Raw genomic sequence first — 20,842 nt, 5'->3', positions numbered from 1 at the left:
CCGGGGTTTCGACGTCGACCCACCCCGGTGCCGGAGTTGTCGCCGCCTACTCCGGCAGCCGCAGCTCGGGCTTTTCGACCTCTTCGATGTTGACGTCCTTGAAGGTGATCACCCGGACCTGCTTGACGAAACGTGCCGGGCGGTACATGTCCCACACCCAGGCATCGGCCAGCCGCAACTCGAAGTACACCTCGCCGTCGGAGTTGCGTGGGATCAGTTCGACGCTGTTGGCCAGGTAGAACCGACGCTCGGTCTCCACGACGTAGCTGAACTGGCCGACGATGTCCTTGTATTCGCGGTACAGCGAGAGCTCCATCTCGGTCTCGTACTTCTCGAGATCCTCAGCGCTCATCGGTCCAGCTGTCCTTCATGTCGGTCAGTCCCCTCATCTTGTCCTACCCGAAGTCGGTGCGCTGTTCCAGCACAGCGTCCACGTCGGCAAGCTCGGCCACCTGCATACCCGCCACCCGGCGCACGTTGATGAACGAGCGCCGGTGCTGCGCGCACGGCCCCAGTTCGGCGAGGGCGGTGCTGTGGGCGGCCGTGCTGTATCCCTTGTGCTCGGCGAAACCGTACCCCGGGTGCTCGGTGTCCATCTTCACCATCAGCCGATCCCGGCTCACCTTGGCCAGCACGCTGGCCGCGGCGATACACGCCGCCGCGGCATCACCGGAGATCACCGGCAGCGACGGCATCGGCAGGCCGGGCACGCGGAACCCATCGGACAGCACGTAACCGGGCCGCAGCGTCAGACCGGCGACGGCCCGGCGCATGCCTTCGATATTGGCGACATGCACTCCGCGCCGGTCCACCTCCGTCGACGGGATGAACACCACGTGATAGGCCAGGGCATAGCGCCTGATCAGCGGGAAAAGCCGCTCCCGCTCCTTTTCGTTCAGCTTCTTGGAATCGTCGAGACGCGCCAAGCTGGTCAACCGGTTGGGTCCCAGCACACAGGCTGCCACCACCAAGGGACCGGCACAGGCACCGCGGCCCACTTCGTCCACCCCGGCCACCGGTCCCAGGCCACCCCGATACAGCGCAGATTCCAGGGTGCGCAGACCCGCTGACTTGCGGATCACGGTGCGCGGCGGCCAGGCAGCAGGCACTCAGGCACCTTGACGGGACTCGGCCCCTAGTACGGGGGCGGCCGCCGTTTGGGGATCGAATGTCGTGACACCACCCCAGCGCGACGGCGGCCATGCGATGAACCGCGCCTTGCCGATGACGTTCTCCACCGGGATGGTGCCGTTCATCGGGTCACCCGTGCAGATCAGGCCCTTCTGGGCATCCACCGGTGAACTGGTGCAGTGTGCGCGGGAATCGGCCGAGTGGGTGCGGTTGTCGCCCATGACCCAGAGGCGGTTCTCCGGTACGGTCACCGGTCCGAACTCGTTACCCAAGCAGGGGTACACCGCCGGGTCGGCCATCATGGTGTTCGGGTCGAGGTAGGGCTCGTCGAGCGCTCGGCCGTCCACCGTCAGTCCGGTGTCGGCGCGGCACTCCACTGTCTGGCCGCCGACGGCGATGATGCGCTTCACCAGATCGTTTTCGTCCGGGGGGACGAAGCCGACGAAGGACAGCGCGTTCTGCACGGCGCGAATCGCCGGGTTGTCCGAGCGGATCGACTTGTATCCCACACTCCAGGACGGGGGTCCCTTGAAGACGATGACGTCGCCGGGTGCGGGATCGGTGAACCGATAACTCAGCTTGTCCACCATGATCCGGTCACCCACACAGCCGGGACAGCCATGCAGCGTCGGTTCCATGGACTCCGACGGGATCAGGTAGGGCCGCGCCACAAACGTCAGCATCACGTAATAGAGCACGAGAGCGATGGCAACCAGAATCGCACCTTCGCGCAGAGCGGAGTGCTTCTTCTTGGGCTTCTCGTCGTCGGCGGCGCGATCCACCTCATCGGCGAGATCGGTCTGTTCGTCAGTCCGATCGGGGTTGGCCGAGTCTTCGGTTTCGGTCACGGGATCAGCGTAGTCAGCGTCACCCGGGACCGGAGTATGCGGCGCTCAGGAGCGCGCAAGGTCAGCGCTTTTCCTTGATCTTGGCCTTCTTGCCACGGAGGTCGCGCAGGTAGTACAGCTTGGCGCGCCGGACGTCACCGCGGGTCAGCACCTCGACCTTGTCGATGTTGGGCGAGTGCACCGGGAAGGTGCGCTCTACGCCGACGCCGTAGCTCTCCTTGCGGACGGTGAAGGTCTCACGGATGCCACCGCCCTGACGACGGATGACGGCACCCTTGAAAACCTGGATGCGCTCCTTGGTGCCCTCGATGACCTTCACGTGCACGTTCACGGTGTCGCCGGGGCCGAAGGCCGGGATGTCGTCGCGCAGCGACGCCTGGTCGACGAAGTCCAGCGTGTTCATCGGTGACTCTTCCTTGCGGTCGCGGCCGCGGACAGCGCCCCGCACACTGTGCAAGACGGATCCTTGGCCGATGGGTCGGGCTTTCGGTCTATGTCGCTGCAGGCGATGCTTCGAGCCCGCGCAGACAACTTGTCAATTGTGCCAGACGCGGCGCACGCAATGAAATCGTGTCCTGAACGAGCCTCCTGCGAGGCGATGACGAGGCTGGCTATCCACGCCTGGGTGAGCCTATGCGATTACTCTGGTTTGACGGGCGGGCTTCAGTCATACAGGCCCCGGGGCGCCCACAACAGAACCTTCCGCATCGAGGAGAAGCATGCGTCGGCGGGCGTCACTACTGGTGAAGGGGACAACGGCCCTCATCAGTACAGCTCTGGTCGCCAGCTGTTCGGCCTGCGAGGCCAGGGTGTACGGCTCCCCCGGTCACGACAGCCCGGCCGGCCCGCAGATGTCGGTGGTGGCGCCGCAGGCTCCCGCCGAGGCGGCCGGCAGCCCGGCCATCCAGTCCGCGCCGTCGTTCAACGGTCTCCAGGCCCGCGCCGATCAGGCGGTGGCCGCAGCCTCCGAGGAAGGCGCCGATATCGGCGTCATGGTCCTCGACCGCGAGACGCGCGAGCAGGTGTCCGCGGGACGCACCTCCGGCTGGGCCACGGCGTCGGTGGTCAAACTGTTCATCGCCGACGATCTGCTGCTGCGCGAGCCGAACCTCTCACCCGAGGATCGCAAGTCACTCGATGTCATGCTGCGTTCGTCGGATGACAGCGCCGCCGAGGTCTTCTGGAATCGCGGTGGTGGTAGTGCGATCGTGAACCGCGTCACCGCCCGTTACGGCTTGGCCGACACCTCCCCGCCGGGCAACGGCCGGTGGTTCAACACCATCACCTCGGCGGCGGATCTGGTGCGGTACTACGACATGATGCTCGCCGGAAAGGGTGGTCTGCCCCCGGAACGCGCCAGCATCATCGTCAACAACCTCGCCGCCTCGACACCCACCGCACCCGACGGCACCCAGCCCGGCGGCATCTACCCTCAACGCTTCGGGATCCCCGAAGGGCTGCCCGCCGAACGGGTTGCGGTCAAACAGGGTTGGATGTGCTGCATCGGATCGGACTGGATGCATCTGTCCACCGGCATCCTGGGCCTCGACCGCCGCTACATCATGGTGATCTACGCCTTGCAGCCGGTGGGAGCCGAGGCGGCCCGGAAGACCATCACCCAGGCGGTTCGATCCATGTTCCCCGCCGGCAGCGTCTAGCTAGCCGAGCAGGTCCGGGCGCCGTTGTCGGGTGCGCTCCTCGGCGGCTTCGCGGCGCCACCGCGCCACCCTGGCGTGATCGCCGGACAGCAGCACTTCAGGCACATCGAGCCCACGCCAGCTCGGCGGGCGGGTGTAGCTGGGCCCTTCGAGGAGCCCGTCGGAATGTGAATCCTCTTGGTGCGACTTGGGATTGCCGATCACATCCGGTAGCAGCCGGATTACGGCTTCCAGCATCACCAGGGTCGCCACTTCCCCGCCGTTGAGCACGTAATCACCGATGGACACCTCTTCGACCCGCATCCGCCGGGCCGCATCGTCGGCGACGCGTTGGTCGATGCCCTCGTAGCGACCGCAGGCGAACACCAGATGCGATTCAGCGCTCCAGCGTGCCGCGGTCTCCTGCGTGAACAGCCGGCCCGCCGGCGTGGGAACCACGAGAAGCGTTTCCGGGGAACAGATCTCATCGAGTGCAGCACCCCAGATGGGGGCCTTCATCACCATGCCGGGGCCACCGCCGTAGGGCGAGTCGTCCACGGACTTGTGCACGTCGTGGGTCCAGCGCCGCAGGTCGTGGACCCCGAGTTCGATCCGGCCCGATTCGATGGCCTTCCCGGGCAGCGATTGCCGCAGCGGAGCCAGGTAGTCCGGGAAGATGGTGATGACGTCTATCCGCACGGCGCCTCAGGGAAGATCTTCGATGGCCAGCAGCCCGTCGGGCGGATCTATCTCGATCACGCCGTCGGTCAGCGACACCCTCGGCACGATCGCGGTGACGAAGGGGACCAGTATCTCGCGTCCCTCAGGGGTTTTCACCGACAGGAGTTCACCCGCGGCGGTGTGCAACACCTCGGCGACGGTGCCGACGCCGGCGCCGTCCACGGTGCGCACCGAAAGACCCTCGAGTTGATGGTCGTAATACTCGTCGGGTTCGCTGATGGGCGGCAGGTCGTCGGAGTCGACGAGGAACAGGGTGCCACGCAACGCGTCGGCGGCGTCGCGATCGGCGACGCCGGCCAACCGCACGAGCAGCCGCCCTCCGTGCTCACGCACGGAGTCGACGACGAAGTCCCGCTGCGCTCCCCCACGGGATGCCCTGCCGCGCAGGGTCTTTCCGCGCGCGAAGCGGCCGCCGGGATCATCGGTGCGCACTTCGACCACCACCTCACCGGTGATGCCGTGCGCCTTGACGATACGACCGACGACCAGCTCCACGAGCTTCTGCGCCCTACTGGTCGGTGTCCACCACGTCGACGCGGATCCCACGGCCTCCGATACCGGCGACCAGGGTGCGCAGCGCAGTGGCCGTGCGACCGCCGCGACCGATGACCTTGCCGAGATCGTCGGGATGCACGTGCACCTCGACGGTGCGGCCCCGGCGGTTGGTCACCATGTCGACGCGGACGTCGTCAGGGTTGTCGACGATTCCGCGGACCAGGTGCTCCACGGCGTCGACGACGACAGCACTCATTCGGCGGCGGTCTCGGCGGTCTCGGCAGGTGCCTCGGCGGCAGCCTCGTCAGCCTTGGGCGCCTTCTTCTTCTTGGGCGTGATGGCCTCGCCGGATGGAGCGCCATCGGCCTGGGCCAGCGCTGCGTTGAACAGATCCAGCTTGCTGGGCTTGGGCTCTTTGAGCTTCAGCGTGCCCTCGGCACCCGGCAGACCCTTGAACTTCTGCCAGTCGCCGGTGATCTTCAGCAGGGCCAGCACCGGTTCGGTGGGCTGGGCGCCGACGCCGAGCCAGTACTGCGCGCGCTCGGAATCGATCTCGATCAGGCTCGGCTCTTCCTTCGGGTGGTAGCGGCCGATGACCTCAATGGAGCGACCGTCGCGGCGGGTGCGCGCGTCGGCGACGGTGATGCGGTACTGGGGATTGCGGATCTTGCCGAGACGGGTCAGCTTGATTTTCACAGCCATGGGGAAAGAACTCTCCTGTTGAGATGCCACGCTGCAATTCAGCGATCGGGGCAGGCTGCCCGGATCCGGTTTTGCCTCACGTGTGTGACCGCCGCACAGCCTGGGTCGTACGGCAGACAGCCGACCATTGTGCCAGAGTCGGCTCCCCCAACAGAAATCGTCGGCCGGAGGCTCTCGACCTACACCAGCTTGTCGAAACACTTGGTCTCGACGCGGCGGGTCAACCGCCATCCCTGGGGGGTGCGGATGAATTCGTCGTCGTACCAGAGGCCGCAGAACAGCACCTGCTTCTGGTCGCCACCGAGCACCATCGGGTTGAAGCAGATCACCCGGGAGGCCGCAGCGTCACCGGAGAAGGTGATCGACAGATTGCCCAGCATGTGGGAGTACGCCGGGAAGTTCGGCAGGACTTCCGCCAGCCACGCCTTGACCTCCGGATATCGGCCGTCGATACCACCCATGGCGCGGTAGTCGATGTACGCGTCCTCGGTGAACACGTTGTCGAGGTCGTCGAATCGCCGGGTGTCGATCGCTGTCGAGTAGTCGACCAGCAGCTGCTGGATCTCCAGGCGGTCGGAGATCTCCTCGAGGCTGAGCATGCGCACAATTCAACACTCTCGGTAGCGAAAGTCGCCAGAGGGACGCACCCGATGCCCCGGCAATCCCAGTAAGGTCGCCCTAACTTAGGTACACCTAACTGAAGGGTATGAGTGTTGTCCGAGCAACCCGCGTTCTCTGTGACCGTCGGATACGGCTCCGAAACCGGCGGAGCCGAGCAGCTCGCCGGGCTGTTCACCGCCGCCGCCGAAGCCGTCGGGATCGCGGTCACCGCCGTCGAACTCAACGCCGTCGACGCGCGAGACCTGGCCACCGCGACCCACTTCATCGCCATCACGGCGACCTACGGCGAGGGCGAGTTCCCCTACAACGCCTCGCTGTTCTGGGAGATGCTCGAGTCGGACAGCGCACCGCGACTCGAGCAGCTGACCTTCGCCGTGCTGGGTCTCGGCGACAAGTACTACATCGACTTCTCCAACGCCGGGAAGCTGCTCGACGCGCGACTCGTCGAGCTGGGAGCGACGCGGCTGATCACCCGGGTGGACTGCGATGTCGACTTCGATGACGACGCCGCAGCATGGACCACCGATGTCATCGCGCTCCTGTCGGCCGCGGCGGACGATTCGGGCGAGCCGATCAGCACCGACGCCGACGACCGCCGTGTCCACCCGTTGTGGAACCGCACCAACCCGTTCCCCGCCCAGCTCAGCGCCCGACGGCTGCTCACCGGAGACGGCTCCGACGACGAAGTGTGGCACTACGAAATCGACCTCGCCGACAGCGGAATGACCTACCAGGCCGGCGACTCGTTGGGAATCCATCCCGTCAACGACCCGGAACTGGTCGAGGCGCTCCTGGCGAAGCTGGGTCGCGACGCCGCCGACACCGTGCCCGGTCACGACCTGCCGCTGGGCACGCTGCTCGCCGAGCACTTCGAGATACGCACCCCGTCACGCGCCCTGCAGGCACTTGTCGCCGCCCGGACGCCGGACGCCGAGGCCGCCGCGGCGCTGGGCGGCGACGACCACACGGCACTGGACACCTGGCTCTTCGGTCGCGATCTGCTGGACCTCCTCGACCTCGCCGCATTGACCGCCGACGAGGTTCTCGCCACGCTGCGGCCGCTGCAGTACCGCGACTACTCGATCGCCTCGAGCCCACTCGCTCATCCCGACCGGGTGCATCTGACCGTGGCCACCGTGCGCTACCACCGCGGCGAGCGTCAACGCTCGGGCGTCGCCACAGGGCACCTGGCCGACCGCGCCCAGCAGGTGCGCACCCACCTGCAACCCAACAACAACTTCCGGTTGCCCGCCGCCGACGTGCCGATCATCATGGTCGGCCCCGGCACCGGGATCGCGCCGTTCCGGGCGTTCCTGCAGGAACGCGCCGCCACCCGCGCCACGGGAAGGTCGTGGCTGTTCTTCGGGCACCGCCGCCGGGCCAGCGACTTCCTGTACGAGCAGGAGCTGCAGGAGTACCTGGATTCAGCGGTGCTCGGCCGCTTGGACGTGGCGTTCAGCAGAGACAACGACGAAGCGCGCTACGTCCAGCACCACATGCTGGCGCAGGCGGACGAGGTGTTCGCCTGGTTGCAGGACGGCGCACATCTCTACGTCTGCGGTGACGAGAAGCGCATGGCCAACGACGTTCATCACACACTGCACGAGATCGTGGCGTCCGCCGGCGACATGGACGCCGACGCCGCCCACGCCTACGTCAACAACCTCACCAAAGAGCATCGCTACGCCAGGGATGTGTACTGACGCGGAGAATTCTGAGCCGGCCGCGATTCGGGTTAGGCTCCGTCTTCATGCGCAAGCTGTTGGTGAGTGTGTCGGTCACCCTGGGTCTGGCGTTGATCCTCGCCCTGGTGGCCTTCGCGCCGTCCGCGGACGCCGAGCCCGCGGGCGAGATCACCGCCGCTCAACCCGTCGGGTCGGTGCCCGTGCCCGGTGGACCGGCCCAGGCCTGGATCATCGCCGACATGGACACCGGGCAGGTGCTCGCCGGTCGCAACCAGAACAACACCTACGCCCCGGCGAGCACCATCAAGACGCTGCTGGCGCAGGTGATCCTCGACGAGGTGCCACTGGATGCGACGATCGTCGCCGAGGACGCCGACACCTTGGTCGAGTGCAACTGCGCCGGTGTACTGCCCGGCTACACCTACACCGCCCGCCAGCTCCTGGAGGGCCTGCTGCTGGTCTCCGGCAATGACGCGGCGAACACGTTGGCGCGCATGGTCGGTGGCAGCGGGGCCGCGGTGGCCAAGATGAACGCCAAAGCCTCGATGCTGGGCGCACACGGCACCAGCGCCGGCTCACCCTCGGGCATCGACGGCCCCGGTATCAACATCTGGTCCACCCCGCATGACCTGGCGGTGATCTTTCGCTCGGCGATGGCCAATCCGGTGTTCGCGCAGATCGTCGCGCAGCCCACGGCGGTGTTTCCGAGCAAGACCGGCGACCGGGTGCTGGTGAACCAGAACGAGCTGCTGCACCGGTATCCCGGAACCCTGGGCGGGAAAACCGGTTTCACCGATCTGGCACGAAAGACGTATGTGGCCGCCGCATCCCGTAATGGACGCCGCTTGGTGATCGCGATGATGTACGGGCTCGTCGTCGAGGGCGGCCCCACCTACTGGGATCAGGCCGGTGCCCTGCTGGATTGGGGCTTCGCGCAGAACAACGGCGCCAACATCGGCATCCTCTGAACCGGAAGTTGCTGATTCGCAACCGTTTCGAGATCACCACCGGGCGCAAAGTGGTTACGCTCGGCGGTCGTGCCCCTCAGTCCGCTCGCGGTGATTCTGAGCCTGTTGACCTTCACCGCGTCGGTGCTGGTCGCCAAACCGGCTGCCGCCGCCCCGGAGGTGGCGCCCGCGGGAGCGGTCACCGCCCCCGACGGTCCGGCGCAGGCCTGGATGGTCGCCGACATGGACACCGGCGCGATCCTGGCCGGCAAGAACCCGACCGCGGTCTCCGCGCCCGCCAGCACCATCAAGGTCTTGTTGGCGATGACCGTCCTGGACCATCTGAACCCGAACGCGGCGGTGCGGGCCGCACCCGTGCACACCCAGGTGGAATGTTCGTGCGTGGGCCTGGTGCCCGGTCAGGTGTACACCACCACGCAACTGCTCGCCGCCATCCTGATGGTGTCGGGTAACGACGCCGCCAATCTGCTCGGCGACATGCTGGGTGGCTACCGCCCCGCCATCATGCGGATGAATGCCAAAGCGAAGTCGCTTGGTGCACAGAGCACCAGGGCGCTGTCACCGTCAGGACTCGACGGACCCGGCTGGGAATCGCTGACCACTCCACGCGATCTCGGTGTCATCTTCCGCGCCGCGCTGAGCTATCCCCTGCTGGCCCAGATCATGCGGGCGCCCTCGGCGCAGTTCCCCGATCGCACCGGCTACAAGACCATCCACAACCAGAACGAGCTGCTGGAACGCTACCCGGGAGCCCTGGGCGGCAAGACCGGTTTCACCAACCTGGCCGGCAAGACCTATGTGGGTGCCGCCCAACGAGGCGATCGGCGACTGGTGGTGGTGCAGATGAAGGGCAGCGGCGACCTGTACGGCCAGGCGATGGGCCTGCTGGACTGGGGTTTCAGCCAGCCTGGCTAGAACACCCGGCCGCGCAGGATCACCACGTCGGGCGCACTGAGTATGGTGGCGCTGCTGCGCGGATCTTCGGTGTAGCACACCAGATCTGCCGGGGCGCCGTGCTCCAGCCCGGGCCGGCCCAGCCAGTCCCGCGCCGTCCACGACGCCGCACCGAGCGCCTCGGTGGCCGTCATCCCGATGCCCTTGAGCGCCTCCACCTCATCGGCGATCCGGCCGTGAGCCACCATGCCGCCGGCATCGGTGCCGGCATAGATCGGGACGCCCGCCTCGCGAGCGGCAGCCACCCGCTCGCCACAGCTGGCGTAGAGATCGTTCATGTGCCGCGCGTAGGTCGGGTACTTGGCCGCCGCCGCAGCGATGTTCGGGAAATTCTCGATGTTGATCAGCGTCGGCACCAGCGCGGTGCCGTGCTCGAGCATCAGATCGATGATGTCCTCGGTGACCCCGGTACCGTGCTCGATACAGTCGATCCCCGCGTTGATCAGCCCCGGTAGCGCGTCCTCACCGAACACGTGGGCGGTGACGCGGGCCCCTTCGGCGTGGGCGGCGTCGATGGCGGCCTTGAGGATCTCGTCGGACCACAAGGGGGCCAGATCACCGACCCCGCGGTCGATCCAGTCGCCGACCAGTTTCACCCAGCCGTCGCCGAAGCGCGCCTGTGAGGCCACCACGTCCGGAAGTTGCGCTTCGTCCTCGATGTCGATCGGCAGACCGGGGATATAGCGCTTGGGTTTGGCGATGTGCTTGCCCGCGCGGATGATTCGCGGCAGGTCCTCGCGATCGTCGAGGGCGCGGGTGTCGATCGGTGAGCCCGCGTCGCGCAGCAGCAGTGCGCCGGCCTCGCGCTCGGTCTCGGCCTGCGAGATCGCCTCGTCATGCGTGGTGGGTCCACCGGGCCCCAGCCCGACATGGCAGTGGGCGTCGACCAATCCGGGGATGATCCAGCCCCCGTCGAAGATGGTCTCCGCACCGGAAACCGGTTCCGCGGAGAGCGTTCCGTCGACCACCCACCACTGCACCGGTTCGCCGTCGGGCAGCGACGTACCCCGCAGGTGCAGCCGCACGTTTACTTCTGTCCCGGGAACTTCAGCTTGGAGAGGTCGAAATCGGCCAGCCCGGGCGGCAGTTCGTCAAGGCCCTTGGGCATCGACGACAGATCGGGGAAGCCACCGGGCAGACCGGCGCCGAGCGGGTTACGCGCCTTCGGCGGCGTCGGTCCCCTGCCCTTGCTCTTGCCCTTGCCCTTCTTGCCCTTGGCGCTCTTGCGATTGTTTCCCTTGCGGCCGAACGGCATTCCCATCTGGCCGGCCATCTGGGACATCATCTTGCGGGCTTCGAAGAAGCGGTCGACGAGTTGGTTGACCTCGGACACCGTGACACCGGAACCGTTGGCGATGCGCAGCCGGCGGGAGGCGTTGATGATCTTGGGATCGTCGCGCTCGGCCGGCGTCATGCCGCGGATGATGGCCTGCAGGCGGTCGAGCTGCTTGTCATCGACGGCGGCCAGGGCGTCCTTCATCTGCCCGGCGCCGGGCAGCATGCCCAGCAGGTTGCCGATCGGGCCCATCTTGCGGATCGCCAGCATCTGCTCGAGGAAGTCCTCCAGCGTCAGCTCACCGGAGCTGATCTTCGCGGCGGCGTCCTCGGCCTGCTGCGCGTCGAACACCTGCTCGGCCTGTTCGATGAGCGAGAGCACGTCGCCCATACCGAGGATCCGGCTGGCCATCCGGTCGGGGTGGAAGACGTCGAAGTCCTCCAGCTTCTCGCCAGTGGATGCGAACAGGATCGGTACCCCGGTGACTTCCCGCACCGACAGCGCGGCACCACCGCGGGCGTCACCGTCGAGTTTGGTCAGCACGACGCCGGTGAAGCCGACGCCGGAACCGAACGCCTCGGCGGTGGCCACGGCATCCTGGCCAATCATCGCGTCGAGCACGAACAGCGTCTCGTCGGGCCGCACGGCGTCGCGGATCCCTGCGGCCTGGGCCATCAGGACGTCGTCGATACCGAGCCGGCCCGCGGTGTCGACGATCACCACGTCGAAGTGCTTGGCCTTGGCCTCGGCCAGACCGGCCGCGGCGACGCTGACCGGGTCGCCGGGACCCGACCCCTCGGTTTCGGGAGCGCTGGGAGCGGTTCCCGGATGCGGGGCGAACACCTGCACGCCGGCCCGCTGGCCGACGATCTGGAGCTGGTTGACCGCGCCCGGACGCTGTAGGTCGCAGGCCACCAGAAGCGGCGTGTGCCCTTGTCCGCGAAGCCATTTGGCGAGTTTGCCGGCCAGGGTGGTCTTACCGGCGCCCTGCAGGCCGGCCAGCATGATGACCGTCGGCGGGGTCTTGGCGAACCGCAGCTGGCGGGTCTCGCCGCCGAGGATGCCGATGAGCTCCTCGTTGACGATCTTGACGACCTGCTGGGCCGGGTTCAGCGCACCGGAGACCTCCGCGCCCTTGGCGCGTTCCTTGATCCGGTTGATGAACGCACGGACGACGGGCAGTGAGACGTCGGCTTCGAGCAGCGCGAGCCGGATCTCCCGGGCCGTGGCGTCGATGTCGGCGTCGGTGAGCCGGCCCTTGCCGCGCAGGCCCGTGAGCGCACCGGTGAGCCGATCGGACAGGGATTCAAACACGGGCCAAGCCTACTTGGTACCCGCTCAACCGTTGGCGATGATCTCCCTGGCCACCTCGATCGCCCGGTCGATGGGCACCGCGAACCCGATGCCGATGTTGCCCGCTTCGGCTCCCCCGACGGTGGCGATCGCGGTGTTCATGCCGATCACCTGGCCGGCCATGTTGGCCAGCGGTCCCCCCGAGTTACCCGGGTTGATGGACGCGTCGGTCTGCAGCAGCTGCTGTTCGGGCTGCGAACCCAGCCGTGCGGTCCGGTCGACAGCGCTGATGATGCCCGCGGTGACGGTGCTGGCCAGGCCCAGCGGCGCGCCGGCGGCGATCACCGGCTGCCCGATCGCCAGGCCGTTGCTCACCCCAAGGGCTGCCGGCGGTGGCGGATCGCCGGCCATCTCCAGCACCGCAACATCCATCTGCGGGTCCGTGCCGACCACCCGGGCCGCGCCGCGACGGCCGTCGGACAGCCGCACCAGCACTCGCTGGTACCCCTCGACCACGTGACTGTTGGTCATTATGCGGCCCTGGTCGTCGATGGCGAATCCCGAGCCGCGGCTGTTACCCGCTGCCACCTGCACCACGCTGGGCAGCAGCGCCTGGGCGGCGACCTGGGCGTCCGGCGCGGGACCCCCGGGGGCCGCGACGGGTGCGCTCTGCCGGATCTGCGGGCCGGTGTTCATCTCGGCGGCCGCCCAGAGCCCGGCACCGGCGCCGGCGCTGCCGCTCGCCAGCAGACAGGCGGTGACGAGCAGCGCGGTGCCGGTTTTCGACCGGCGAGGCGCCGCCGGTGCCGCAAGGGGTGACGGCACCGGCGGCGCGGTTCGGGGAGCCCCGTCCTGGATCCGTGTCGGGACAGCAGGGATGGTCGGGACCGTCGGGGCTGCGGGCCGTGGCGGAGGTTCGGGGGCACTGCCGGGGGCCAGGAACGCCGGCCCGGCCGGGCGCCTGCCGAGATCGAATTCAGACATGTGTACTCCTCATCAGACGAGTCGGGAGAACCAGCGCATCGACAGGCCCGCGGCCACGATGCCGAGAGCAAGGGCGATCGCCGCCACAAACGGTGTGACCTCTCGCCATTCGGTGCGCCAGCCGATGGAGGAGCCGATATCGCGGTAGACGTCCTGCAGTTCGTCGCTGCTTGCGGCCGAGTACGCGATACCGCCGGTCGCCTCGGACAGCTCGGCCAGGGTCTGCGAGTCCACCGGCACCGGGATGGCGTAGCCGCCTTGCGACAGACCACCGTCCAGAACACCGTCCTCGGTTCCGTAGGCGATCGTCGAGACGGGCACGCCGGCGGCCACCGCCGCCAGCGCCGCGTCGTCGGTACCCCGGCCGCTGGTGTTGCTGCCATCTGAGAGCAGCACGATGTGCGCGGGCAACCGCTCCTGGCCCTCTTCCGGTTCCTGCTCGGGATCGGCGGCGACCGCCCGGATCTGATCCAGCGAGGTGAACACCCCCTCGCCGATCGCGGTCCTGGACTGGGTGCCCAGCATCTGCAGGCTGGCTCGGGCCGCGTCGTGATCGGTGTCCGGGGCGTGCACCACCGACGTGGCACCGGCGAAGGTCACCACACCCACGTTGAAGGTGTCGGGCAGCTGCTCGATGAAGTCGCCGGCCGCGGCCACCGCAGCGGTCAACCGGTCCGGGCTGACATCGCGGGCTTGCATGGACTCCGAGGTGTCCAGCGCCACGATGATCGTGGCCCGCTCGTACGGCACCCGCACCGGCATCTCCGGCCGGGCGACGGCCAGGCCGCACAACGCGAGAGCGGCCAGCAGGAAAGCCGCGGGCAGATGTCTGCGCCACTGCGGTCGATCGGGGATCACCCTGTCCAGCAACGGAAGTGCCGCATACCGCACCGCGTAGCGCTGCCGTCGGCGCAATGTCACCACGTAGGTGAGCGCCAACAGCGCAACCGGCACCAGCATCAGGAGGCCGATCGGGAACAGGAACGTCATCGCGCCCGCCCCCTCGGCGCGCGCCTGCGGACCGTGCGTTGGCGCTCCCGCAGGAATCTGGCTAGGTCGCGGATCCAGTCACTGCCCGTGCTGGCCCGCAGATGATCGGCACCGGCTGCACGGATCGCGGAGCCGACGGCGTCGCGGTGAGCCGCGGCCGCATCCCGGTACTGCCTGCGCAGCCGCCGGTCGGAGGTCCAGACCTGGCGTTGCCGACCGGATTCGGGGTCCACCAGCGTCACCGCGCCGATATCGGGCAATTCCATCTCCCGCGGATCGACGATCTCGACAACGATCACGTCATGGCGGCTGGACAGCCGCCGCAGCGGGCCCTGCCAGTCGAACGGACCGTCGTTCGCCCCGTCGGGGTCCATGAAATCCGAGACCACCACCCGCAGCCCAGGCCCGCCCCGGCGCGACCCGAGCGAACTCACCGCTTCGGCCAGCCGGGGGGCGCCGGCGCCGGTGCGCACAGCTGAAGACACCAGCGTCTGCGCGGCGCGCGAGGCCGCCAGCTTGGCCTGGTCCGGCCGGTGCCAGCGCAGACCGTCGGCGCCGAAAGTGGCCACGCCCATGGTGTTTCCAGGAGCATCGGTAAGCAGCCCCAGGGCCCAGACGATCCGGGCGGCCAGATCGGTCTTCTCGTCGCTGACCGTCCCGAAGGCCATGCTGGGGCTGGTGTCGACCAGCACCCAGGTGTCCAGACGGTTGTCGGCACGCGGTCGCCAGACATGGGGCTCCCCGGCACGGGCGGTGATGTTCCAGTCGATGCGCCGCACATCGTCACCGGGCTGATAGCGGGCCACCTCTTCGCGTTCGGAGCCAACCCCGAGGCGCATCCCCTCGTGGTCACCGGCCAGCAGGCTGTCCACCCGGCGGCGCAACCCGAGATCCAGCGCCTGCCAGGGGTGGGCGGTCACGACGCCACCTCGGCGAGATCCTGGCTGTTCGGGGCGATCACCGGCGGAGCCACGCAGTCCAGCAGCGCGGCGATCACCGCGCGCGGATCCACCCCGTCGGCCACCGCGTCGAAGGTCAGCACCATCCGGTGCGCCAGCACGTCGGCCGCGATGTCGGCGACGTCACCCGGCAGCACGTAATCGCGTCCGCGCAGCACCGCCAGCGCACGGCTGGCCGACAGCAATCCGAGCGATCCGCGGGGGCCGATACCGTACTCCAGGACACCGCCGATGGAGTCCGCGCCGTAGTCGGCGGGCCGGCGGGTGGCCATCACCAGCCGGACGATGTAGTGGGCGACGGCATGGTGGACGAAGACCTCCTCGGTGGCGCGCTGCAGCCGCAGTACATCGGCCGGGGTCATCAACCGGCGCGCCCGCGGCGGTGTCGATCCCATGCGGGCCAGGATGGCCAGTTCCTCGAGCTCATTGGGGTGCGTCAGGTCGATCTTGAGCAGGAACCGGTCGCGCTGGGCTTCGGGCAGGTGGTACACGCCGTCTGTCTCGATCGGGTTCTGGGTGGCCAGCACCAGGAAGGGTTCGGGCAGCGCGAACGTGCGCCCGCCGATGCTGACCTGGCCTTCGGCCATCGCCTCCAACAGCGCTGACTGCACCTTGGCCGGCGCCCGGTTGATCTCGTCGGCCAGCACAAGGTTGGCGAAGATGGGGCCCAGCTCGATGTCGAAGGTTTCCGTCGACGGCCGCCACACCCGGGTGCCCACTATGTCGGCGGGCATCAGATCCGGGGTGAACTGCAACCGGTGAAACGTCCCGCCGACCACGGTCGCCACGGTCCGCACCGCCAGCGTCTTGGCCAGTCCCGGAACACCTTCCAGCAGGATGTGCCCGCCGGCGAGCAGCCCCACCAGCAGCCGCTCCAGCATCGAATCCTGACCCACCACAACGTGTTTCATCTCGAACAGGGCACGCTCGATGAGTGCCCCGATGGCGGGTGCCGACACGGCACCCGGGTCGTCGACGTCATTGCTCATGCCGACACTTCATCAACAGAGGGCGAAAACCCCCGAAAACCTCAGCGAAAGCGGACCGAAAGTGAAGTGGTCGACCTGCGGCGGCGCCGCTACGCTCGGCGCATATGCGGGTACTGATCGTCGAAGACGAAGAGGGGTTGGTCAGCGCTCTCCGCATCGGCCTGCAGCGGGAAGGTTATGCGGTGGACACCGCGCTCACCGAGGCGGAGGCCACCGAGCGGCTGGCAGTCAACTCCTACGACGTGGCGCTCGTCGACGTGAACCTGCCCGACGGTGACGGCCTTGACCTGGCGCGACGGTTGCGTGGGGGCGAGATCGAGTCACCGGCCGGCCGGGACATCCGGATCGTCATGCTCACCGCGCTCGGCACCCTGCCCGACCGGGTGCGCGGTCTCGACGCCGGCGCCGACGACTACATCGTCAAGCCGTTTGCACTGGCCGAACTGACCGCACGGCTGCGGGCCGTGCTGCGCCGGGAGGTGTCCGGGGACTCTTCGGTGCTGCGGCTGGGCGACATCACCGTGGACACCGCGCGCCAGATCGTGCGCCGGGGCGGGCGCGAGGTCGACCTGACCCTCAAGGAGTTCTCGGTGCTGCGGTACCTGATGACGCGCCCGGATCACGTGGTCTCCGCCGAGCAGATCCTCGAACACGTCTGGGACGAGAATGCCGACCCATTCACCCAGACGGTGCGGGTCACCGTGGGCACCTTGCGGCGCAAGCTCACCCTTGGCAGCGAACAGCAGGTGCTGCACACGCTGGTCGGGCGCGGTTACCGGCTGCGCACCCCTGCACAGACCGCGTGATGCGCACCATCCGCGTGCGGTTGGCGCTGACGACCTCGCTGTGGTTGTCGGTCATCTCCGCGGTGATCTTGGCCGGTGTCTACTTCGCTCTGTCGAAGACCATCGACGCCGCCCCGCTGGACCCGGTGACGGTGAAGAAGTTCGACCGCAAATCCGACGGGACCATGGTGTACCGGGTGGGCGAGAGCTTCCAGGCCGCCGACCTGGAGAGCGTGCAGCGGGCGGTGAACTACTCGACGCTGGAGACGCTGCGCAATTATTCACTGCTGGCTCTGGGCGCGATCTTCCTGATCAGCCTGGTGGTCGGGTGGTTCGTCGCCGGCCGGCTGCTGCGGCCTGTCGGCGAGATCACCGCCACCGCGAATCGCCTGTCGGCCAGCGACCTTTCGCAGCGCATCAACGCCAAAGGCCCCAAAGACGAACTGCGTACCCTGGCCGACACCATCGACGGGATGTTGGACCGGCTCGACGAGGCGTTCCGCACCGAACGCGCGCTGGTCGAGGACGTCTCGCATGAACTGCGCAACCCGGTGGCGGTGGTGCAGGCCAACGTCGAGGCGGTGCTGGCCGACGAGCACGCCACCGCCGAGGAGCGTGCCCACGCGCTGGCGGTGATCTCCCGGGCGACCAGCCGGATGTCGCGACTGCTGGAGGATCTGCTGGCTACGGCGCGGCGGCGGTCCGGTTCGTTCGCCGATCAGAAGGTGGACCTGCAGAGCTTCTGCAGCGATGTGGTCGACGAGCACCGCCTGCTGGCCGGCGAACGGCCACTGCAGGTGATCACCCGCCTGTCCCCCGGTCCGGTGGTGTACGCCGATCCGGAATCACTGGCCCGCGCCCTGGCCAACCTGCTGTCGAATGCGATCAGGTTGGCGCCCAAGGACTCTGAGTTGACCATCGCCAGCGGCAGCACCGGTGGGTGGGCGTGGGTGGCCGTGCGCGATCAAGGGCCCGGTATCGCCGAAGCCGACCAGCAGCGGGTGTTCGACCGGTTCCGGCAGGGGCACACGGCCACAGAAAAAAGAGGGGGCCGGGGTTCGGGCCTGGGGTTGGCCATCGCCCGCCAGATCGTCGAAAGCCATGAGGGCAAGCTGGCGTTGTTCAGCACCCTGGGAGTCGGCAGCACCTTCGTGATCTGGCTGCCGGACCGAGCGATCGCCGACCGGCCCGAGCGCACCGCCCAAACACCGTCGGCGTGCCCGCTCTAGGGAACTAGCTGGCTTCCTCCACCGGCTTGGGCTTGGCCGGCGGCGGCGCGGGCAGCACCGCCAACAACTCCTCTTTCAACCGTTCGCGCTGTGCGCCGTCCTCATCCGGGGTGGGCAACAGGATGCAGAACGCGTCGACCACCGACGATCCCAGCGTCGTCACCTTGGCCCAGGCGATGTCCACGCCGGCACGTTCGAACACCGCGGTGAGCGTGGTCAACAGCCCGGCGCGGTCGGTGGTGCGGATCTCGACCAGCAGTTCGTTGGACTGCCCCGCGCGCCCGTCGTGCCACAACACCCGCGGCGGCGCGGCAGGCGCGTTCACCGGAACCGCGGCGCGCACCTCACCGGCACGTCCGCCGGCGGCAGCCAGGTCGAGATCCTTCTGGGCCAGGTTGGCCACCACATCGAGATCCCCGTCGATTGCCAAGATGAACTGCTGACGCAGAAGCTCGGCGGCCGGCGGGGAGCCGAAGTGCGGGGACACGACGAAAGTGTTGATCGCCGAGCCCTGGTGACTGTTCACCGACGCCGAGTGCACCCGCAAGGAGTTCAGCGCCAGCACGCCGGCAGCTTTCGACAGCACGCCACGCCGGTCCGGCGCGATCATCGTCACGTTGTAGGTGTGGGCGGCCTCACCGGCCGTCAGATCCACGTGGACACCGACCTCCGTGGCCAGTTCGAGGTACCGCGGGTCCACCGGGTCGGCTTGGGGCAGAGGATCTCCGGCCATCACCAGCCGGCAGCGCCGCACCAGATCGCCGATCAGAGAGGCCTTCCAGTCGCCCCAGACTCCGGGACCGGTGGCCAGCGAGTCGGCTTCGGCCAGTGCGTGCAGCAGCTCGAGCAGCACGGTGTCTCCGCCGAGTGCGGTGACCACCGCGCTGATGGTGTCCGGGTTCTGCAGGTCCTTGCGGGTGGCGGTCTCGGCCAACAGCAGGTGATAACGCACGATCGCCGACAGCGTTTCCACATCGGAGGGCCACAGTCCGAGCCGGGTGCCGATCTGTGTGGCGAGTTCGGCGCCGATGATGCTGTGGTCGCCACCGCGACCCTTTCCGATGTCGTGCACCAGCGCACCGAGGACCAACAGGTCGGGGCGCGACACCCGGGTGGTGAACACGCTTGCGCGCGAGACGGTTTCCACCAGGTGCCGGTCGACGGTCCAGATGTGGACGACATCGCGCGGCGGCAGGTCCCGAACCGCGCCCCATTCCGGGAAGAGCCTGCCCCACAGTCCGGTGCGATCGAGGGCCTCCACGGTGGCTACCGCGGCGGGGCCCGCGGCCAGCAGCACCAGCAGATCCTTGAGCGCCTGCCGCGGCCACGGAGTGCGCAGTTCCGGCGCGGAATCGGCAAGACGGGACAAGGTGGACACCGACATCGGCAGCCCTGTGGTGGCCGACGCGGCGGCCACCCGCAGGATCAGCCCAGGGTCTTTCTCGGGACGGGCGTCCCTGGCCAGGATCACCTCACCGTTGAACTCGATGACGCCCTCGTCCAGGGGCCGCCGCACCGGCCGACGGAGTGCCGCAAAACCCCTGCGGGGCAACGCATTTCCGGCGGTCCGCAGCCCGGCGTCGACGTAGTAGCTGACCGTTCGGGCGGCGTCGGAGAGCATGCGGGCCAGATCGAACCGGTCGCCGATGCGCAGCGCCGCACCGATCTCGTCGGCGTGCTGAGCCAACAGCTGGTCGCGACCGCGCCTCGATGCGCGGTGCAGTTCGGTCCGGACATTCAGCAGCGCCAGGTGCGCCCCGCCGAGTGACCCCGTGGGCGAGGCCAGCGAATGGCTCGGATAGACGTCGGCGAGTTGGGCGATCGCCAACGCGTTGAGCAGCTGGACATCGCGCAGCCCGCCGCGTCCGCACTTGAGGTCCGGTTCCGCGCGGTGCGCGATCTGACCGCTGCGCTGCCATCGGGCCTGAGTGTGCTCGACGAGTTCCTCGAAGCGGGAAGCGATCCCGGTGCGCCACTGTCTGCGTGCGCCGCCGATCAGCAATGCCGACAGCGCGGAATCTCCGGCGATGTGCCGCGCTTCGAGCATCGCCAGCCCCGCAGAGATGTCCTCGGTGGCCACCTTCAACGCCTCGGGTACCGTACGCACGCTGTGATCGAGCCGAATATTGGCGTCCCACAACGGGTACCAGAGGTGCTCGGCGACCGCGGAGACCACCTCAGCGGGCATATTGTCGTGCACCAGGGTCAGATCGAGATCCGAATAGGGCACCATTTCACCGCGGCCCAGCCCGCCGGTAGCCACGATGGCGAACCCGCTGGTCGGGGTGATCCCGATCTCGGTGGCCTTGGTGGTGAGCCAGAATTCGTGCAGATCCAGCAGCGCGTCACGCAGGGCCGGCGAATCCAGTTGCCGCGTCCCACCGTCCAGCAACTGCTGGACCGCCTTGGCGAGGTCATGCGCCGGGCGGGGTGGCTCGTTGAGAGATTGTTCGTCGAACGAGCCCGCCGCCGGGGCTCCCTTGCGGGAGTCACCGGCGGCGGGATCTGGTTTCTGCTTCATTTCGTCCTCATGTGTTTCCGTTACCGACCAACGC

General features: G+C 68.1%; 22 protein-coding genes. 6 read left to right on the top strand and 16 right to left on the bottom strand.

The annotated features are described in order from the left end of the window. Positions 1–46 precede the first annotated feature (46 nt). The 4 genes from NL241_RS13490 to rplS form a co-directional block, all read right to left on the bottom strand. The gene (locus NL241_RS13490) at positions 47–352 is read right to left on the bottom strand and encodes a DUF2469 domain-containing protein (protein WP_019346355.1); all 306 of its coding nucleotides are present in this window, start codon (positions 350–352) and stop codon (positions 47–49) included. A 43-nt stretch (positions 353–395) separates the two neighbouring features. Then, entirely contained in the window at positions 396–1,109 is a 714-nt protein-coding gene (locus NL241_RS13485) for a ribonuclease HII (protein WP_494397798.1), read from the bottom strand. Further along, on the bottom strand, positions 1,110–1,913 hold the full coding sequence (lepB, locus tag NL241_RS13480; protein WP_494398303.1) for a signal peptidase I: 804 nt from the start codon (positions 1,911–1,913) through the stop codon (positions 1,110–1,112). 127 nt (positions 1,914–2,040) lie between these two features. Continuing rightward, on the bottom strand, positions 2,041–2,382 hold the full coding sequence (gene rplS / locus NL241_RS13475) for a 50S ribosomal protein L19 (protein WP_487689394.1): 342 nt from the start codon (positions 2,380–2,382) through the stop codon (positions 2,041–2,043). Between the two features lie 316 nt (positions 2,383–2,698). On the opposite strand from rplS, the gene NL241_RS13470 reads away from it, so the two are divergent. Next, complete coding sequence (locus tag NL241_RS13470) at positions 2,699–3,637, top strand: serine hydrolase (protein WP_494397797.1); 939 nt, start codon at positions 2,699–2,701, stop codon at positions 3,635–3,637. Here NL241_RS13470 and trmD read toward each other — a convergent pair whose 3' ends face one another. The 5 genes from trmD to NL241_RS13445 form a co-directional block, all read right to left on the bottom strand. Next, positions 3,638–4,315, bottom strand: coding sequence for a tRNA (guanosine(37)-N1)-methyltransferase TrmD (gene trmD, locus NL241_RS13465; RefSeq protein WP_487689187.1), 678 nt, complete (start codon positions 4,313–4,315; stop codon positions 3,638–3,640). A 6-nt stretch (positions 4,316–4,321) separates the two neighbouring features. Continuing rightward, a complete protein-coding gene (gene rimM, locus NL241_RS13460; RefSeq protein ID WP_487689186.1) occupies positions 4,322–4,852 on the bottom strand; it encodes a ribosome maturation factor RimM in 531 nt (176 codons plus the stop codon). A gap of 13 nt (positions 4,853–4,865) precedes the next feature. Further along, positions 4,866–5,108, bottom strand: a complete 243-nt coding sequence (locus tag NL241_RS13455; protein ID WP_197380899.1) for an RNA-binding protein — start codon at positions 5,106–5,108, stop codon at positions 4,866–4,868. After that, a complete protein-coding gene (gene rpsP / locus NL241_RS13450) occupies positions 5,105–5,554 on the bottom strand; it encodes a 30S ribosomal protein S16 (RefSeq protein WP_487689184.1) in 450 nt (149 codons plus the stop codon). The genes NL241_RS13455 and rpsP overlap by 4 nt, the downstream gene beginning before the upstream one ends. Before the next feature lie 179 nt (positions 5,555–5,733). Further along, positions 5,734–6,153 carry a nuclear transport factor 2 family protein gene (locus NL241_RS13445; protein ID WP_487689182.1) on the bottom strand — a complete coding sequence of 140 codons (420 nt, stop codon included), beginning with the start codon at positions 6,151–6,153 and terminating at the stop codon, positions 5,734–5,736. 114 nt (positions 6,154–6,267) lie between these two features. Between NL241_RS13445 and NL241_RS13440 the strand changes: the two genes are divergently transcribed. From NL241_RS13440 to NL241_RS13430, 3 genes are all read left to right on the top strand, one after another. Beyond that, positions 6,268–7,878: a diflavin oxidoreductase gene (locus NL241_RS13440; protein WP_494397796.1), complete on the top strand. Its 1,611-nt coding sequence runs from the start codon at positions 6,268–6,270 to the stop codon at positions 7,876–7,878. 47 nt (positions 7,879–7,925) lie between these two features. Further along, positions 7,926–8,828 carry a D-alanyl-D-alanine carboxypeptidase family protein gene (locus NL241_RS13435; protein ID WP_494397795.1) on the top strand — a complete coding sequence of 301 codons (903 nt, stop codon included), beginning with the start codon at positions 7,926–7,928 and terminating at the stop codon, positions 8,826–8,828. A 69-nt stretch (positions 8,829–8,897) separates the two neighbouring features. Beyond that, entirely contained in the window at positions 8,898–9,743 is an 846-nt protein-coding gene (locus NL241_RS13430) for a D-alanyl-D-alanine carboxypeptidase family protein (protein WP_487689176.1), read from the top strand. Here the strand turns inward: NL241_RS13430 and NL241_RS13425 are convergent. The 6 genes from NL241_RS13425 to NL241_RS13400 are packed head-to-tail and all read right to left on the bottom strand — an operon-like array spanning position 9,740 to position 16,273. Then, the gene (locus NL241_RS13425; protein WP_494397794.1) at positions 9,740–10,807 is read right to left on the bottom strand and encodes an amidohydrolase family protein; all 1,068 of its coding nucleotides are present in this window, start codon (positions 10,805–10,807) and stop codon (positions 9,740–9,742) included. The genes NL241_RS13430 and NL241_RS13425 overlap by 4 nt on opposite strands. Before the next feature lie 2 nt (positions 10,808–10,809). Continuing rightward, entirely contained in the window at positions 10,810–12,372 is a 1,563-nt protein-coding gene (gene ffh / locus NL241_RS13420; protein WP_487689172.1) for a signal recognition particle protein, read from the bottom strand. Positions 12,373–12,396: 24 nt separating this feature from the next. After that, positions 12,397–13,335, bottom strand: coding sequence for a S1C family serine protease (locus tag NL241_RS13415; protein WP_494397793.1), 939 nt, complete (start codon positions 13,333–13,335; stop codon positions 12,397–12,399). Positions 13,336–13,347: 12 nt separating this feature from the next. Further along, positions 13,348–14,325, bottom strand: coding sequence for a VWA domain-containing protein (locus tag NL241_RS13410; RefSeq protein WP_487689168.1), 978 nt, complete (start codon positions 14,323–14,325; stop codon positions 13,348–13,350). After that, positions 14,322–15,245, bottom strand: coding sequence for a DUF58 domain-containing protein (locus tag NL241_RS13405; protein ID WP_487689166.1), 924 nt, complete (start codon positions 15,243–15,245; stop codon positions 14,322–14,324). Before NL241_RS13405 ends, NL241_RS13410 begins: the two co-directional genes overlap by 4 nt. Then, a complete protein-coding gene (locus tag NL241_RS13400; protein ID WP_487689164.1) occupies positions 15,242–16,273 on the bottom strand; it encodes an AAA family ATPase in 1,032 nt (343 codons plus the stop codon). Before NL241_RS13400 ends, NL241_RS13405 begins: the two co-directional genes overlap by 4 nt. A 104-nt stretch (positions 16,274–16,377) precedes the next feature. On the opposite strand from NL241_RS13400, the gene NL241_RS13395 reads away from it, so the two are divergent. Together NL241_RS13395 and NL241_RS13390 are read left to right on the top strand one after the other, a co-directional pair. Then, positions 16,378–17,079 (top strand): response regulator transcription factor, encoded by a 702-nt coding sequence (locus NL241_RS13395; RefSeq protein ID WP_487689162.1) that lies wholly within the window; start codon positions 16,378–16,380, stop codon positions 17,077–17,079. Continuing rightward, positions 17,079–18,287: a HAMP domain-containing sensor histidine kinase gene (locus NL241_RS13390; protein ID WP_494397792.1), complete on the top strand. Its 1,209-nt coding sequence runs from the start codon at positions 17,079–17,081 to the stop codon at positions 18,285–18,287. Before NL241_RS13395 ends, NL241_RS13390 begins: the two co-directional genes overlap by 1 nt. A 4-nt stretch (positions 18,288–18,291) precedes the next feature. On the opposite strand, the gene NL241_RS13385 is transcribed toward NL241_RS13390, so the two are convergent. Next, the gene (locus NL241_RS13385) at positions 18,292–20,808 is read right to left on the bottom strand and encodes a [protein-PII] uridylyltransferase (RefSeq protein WP_487689156.1); all 2,517 of its coding nucleotides are present in this window, start codon (positions 20,806–20,808) and stop codon (positions 18,292–18,294) included. Positions 20,809–20,842: the final 34 nt, after the last annotated feature.

This window comes from Mycolicibacterium sp. SMGY-1XX, assembly GCF_059132455.1.
Note: the sequence above shows the minus strand (reverse complement) of the source record. Positions and strands in the feature narration are given on the sequence as shown.

Coding starts and splice junctions, on each gene's coding strand:
- NL241_RS13490 (WP_019346355.1), bottom strand. CDS start 352: ATGAGCGCTGAGGATCTCGAGAAGTACGAGACCGAGATGGAGCTCTCG.
- rplS (WP_487689394.1), bottom strand. CDS start 2,382: ATGAACACGCTGGACTTCGTCGACCAGGCGTCGCTGCGCGACGACATC.
- NL241_RS13470 (WP_494397797.1), top strand. CDS start 2,699: ATGCGTCGGCGGGCGTCACTACTGGTGAAGGGGACAACGGCCCTCATC.
- NL241_RS13455 (WP_197380899.1), bottom strand. CDS start 5,108: ATGAGTGCTGTCGTCGTCGACGCCGTGGAGCACCTGGTCCGCGGAATC.
- rpsP (WP_487689184.1), bottom strand. CDS start 5,554: ATGGCTGTGAAAATCAAGCTGACCCGTCTCGGCAAGATCCGCAATCCC.
- NL241_RS13445 (WP_487689182.1), bottom strand. CDS start 6,153: ATGCTCAGCCTCGAGGAGATCTCCGACCGCCTGGAGATCCAGCAGCTG.
- NL241_RS13435 (WP_494397795.1), top strand. CDS start 7,926: ATGCGCAAGCTGTTGGTGAGTGTGTCGGTCACCCTGGGTCTGGCGTTG.
- NL241_RS13415 (WP_494397793.1), bottom strand. CDS start 13,335: ATGTCTGAATTCGATCTCGGCAGGCGCCCGGCCGGGCCGGCGTTCCTG.
- NL241_RS13410 (WP_487689168.1), bottom strand. CDS start 14,325: ATGACGTTCCTGTTCCCGATCGGCCTCCTGATGCTGGTGCCGGTTGCG.
- NL241_RS13400 (WP_487689164.1), bottom strand. CDS start 16,273: ATGAGCAATGACGTCGACGACCCGGGTGCCGTGTCGGCACCCGCCATC.
- NL241_RS13395 (WP_487689162.1), top strand. CDS start 16,378: ATGCGGGTACTGATCGTCGAAGACGAAGAGGGGTTGGTCAGCGCTCTC.
- NL241_RS13390 (WP_494397792.1), top strand. CDS start 17,079: ATGCGCACCATCCGCGTGCGGTTGGCGCTGACGACCTCGCTGTGGTTG.
- NL241_RS13385 (WP_487689156.1), bottom strand. CDS start 20,808: ATGAAGCAGAAACCAGATCCCGCCGCCGGTGACTCCCGCAAGGGAGCC.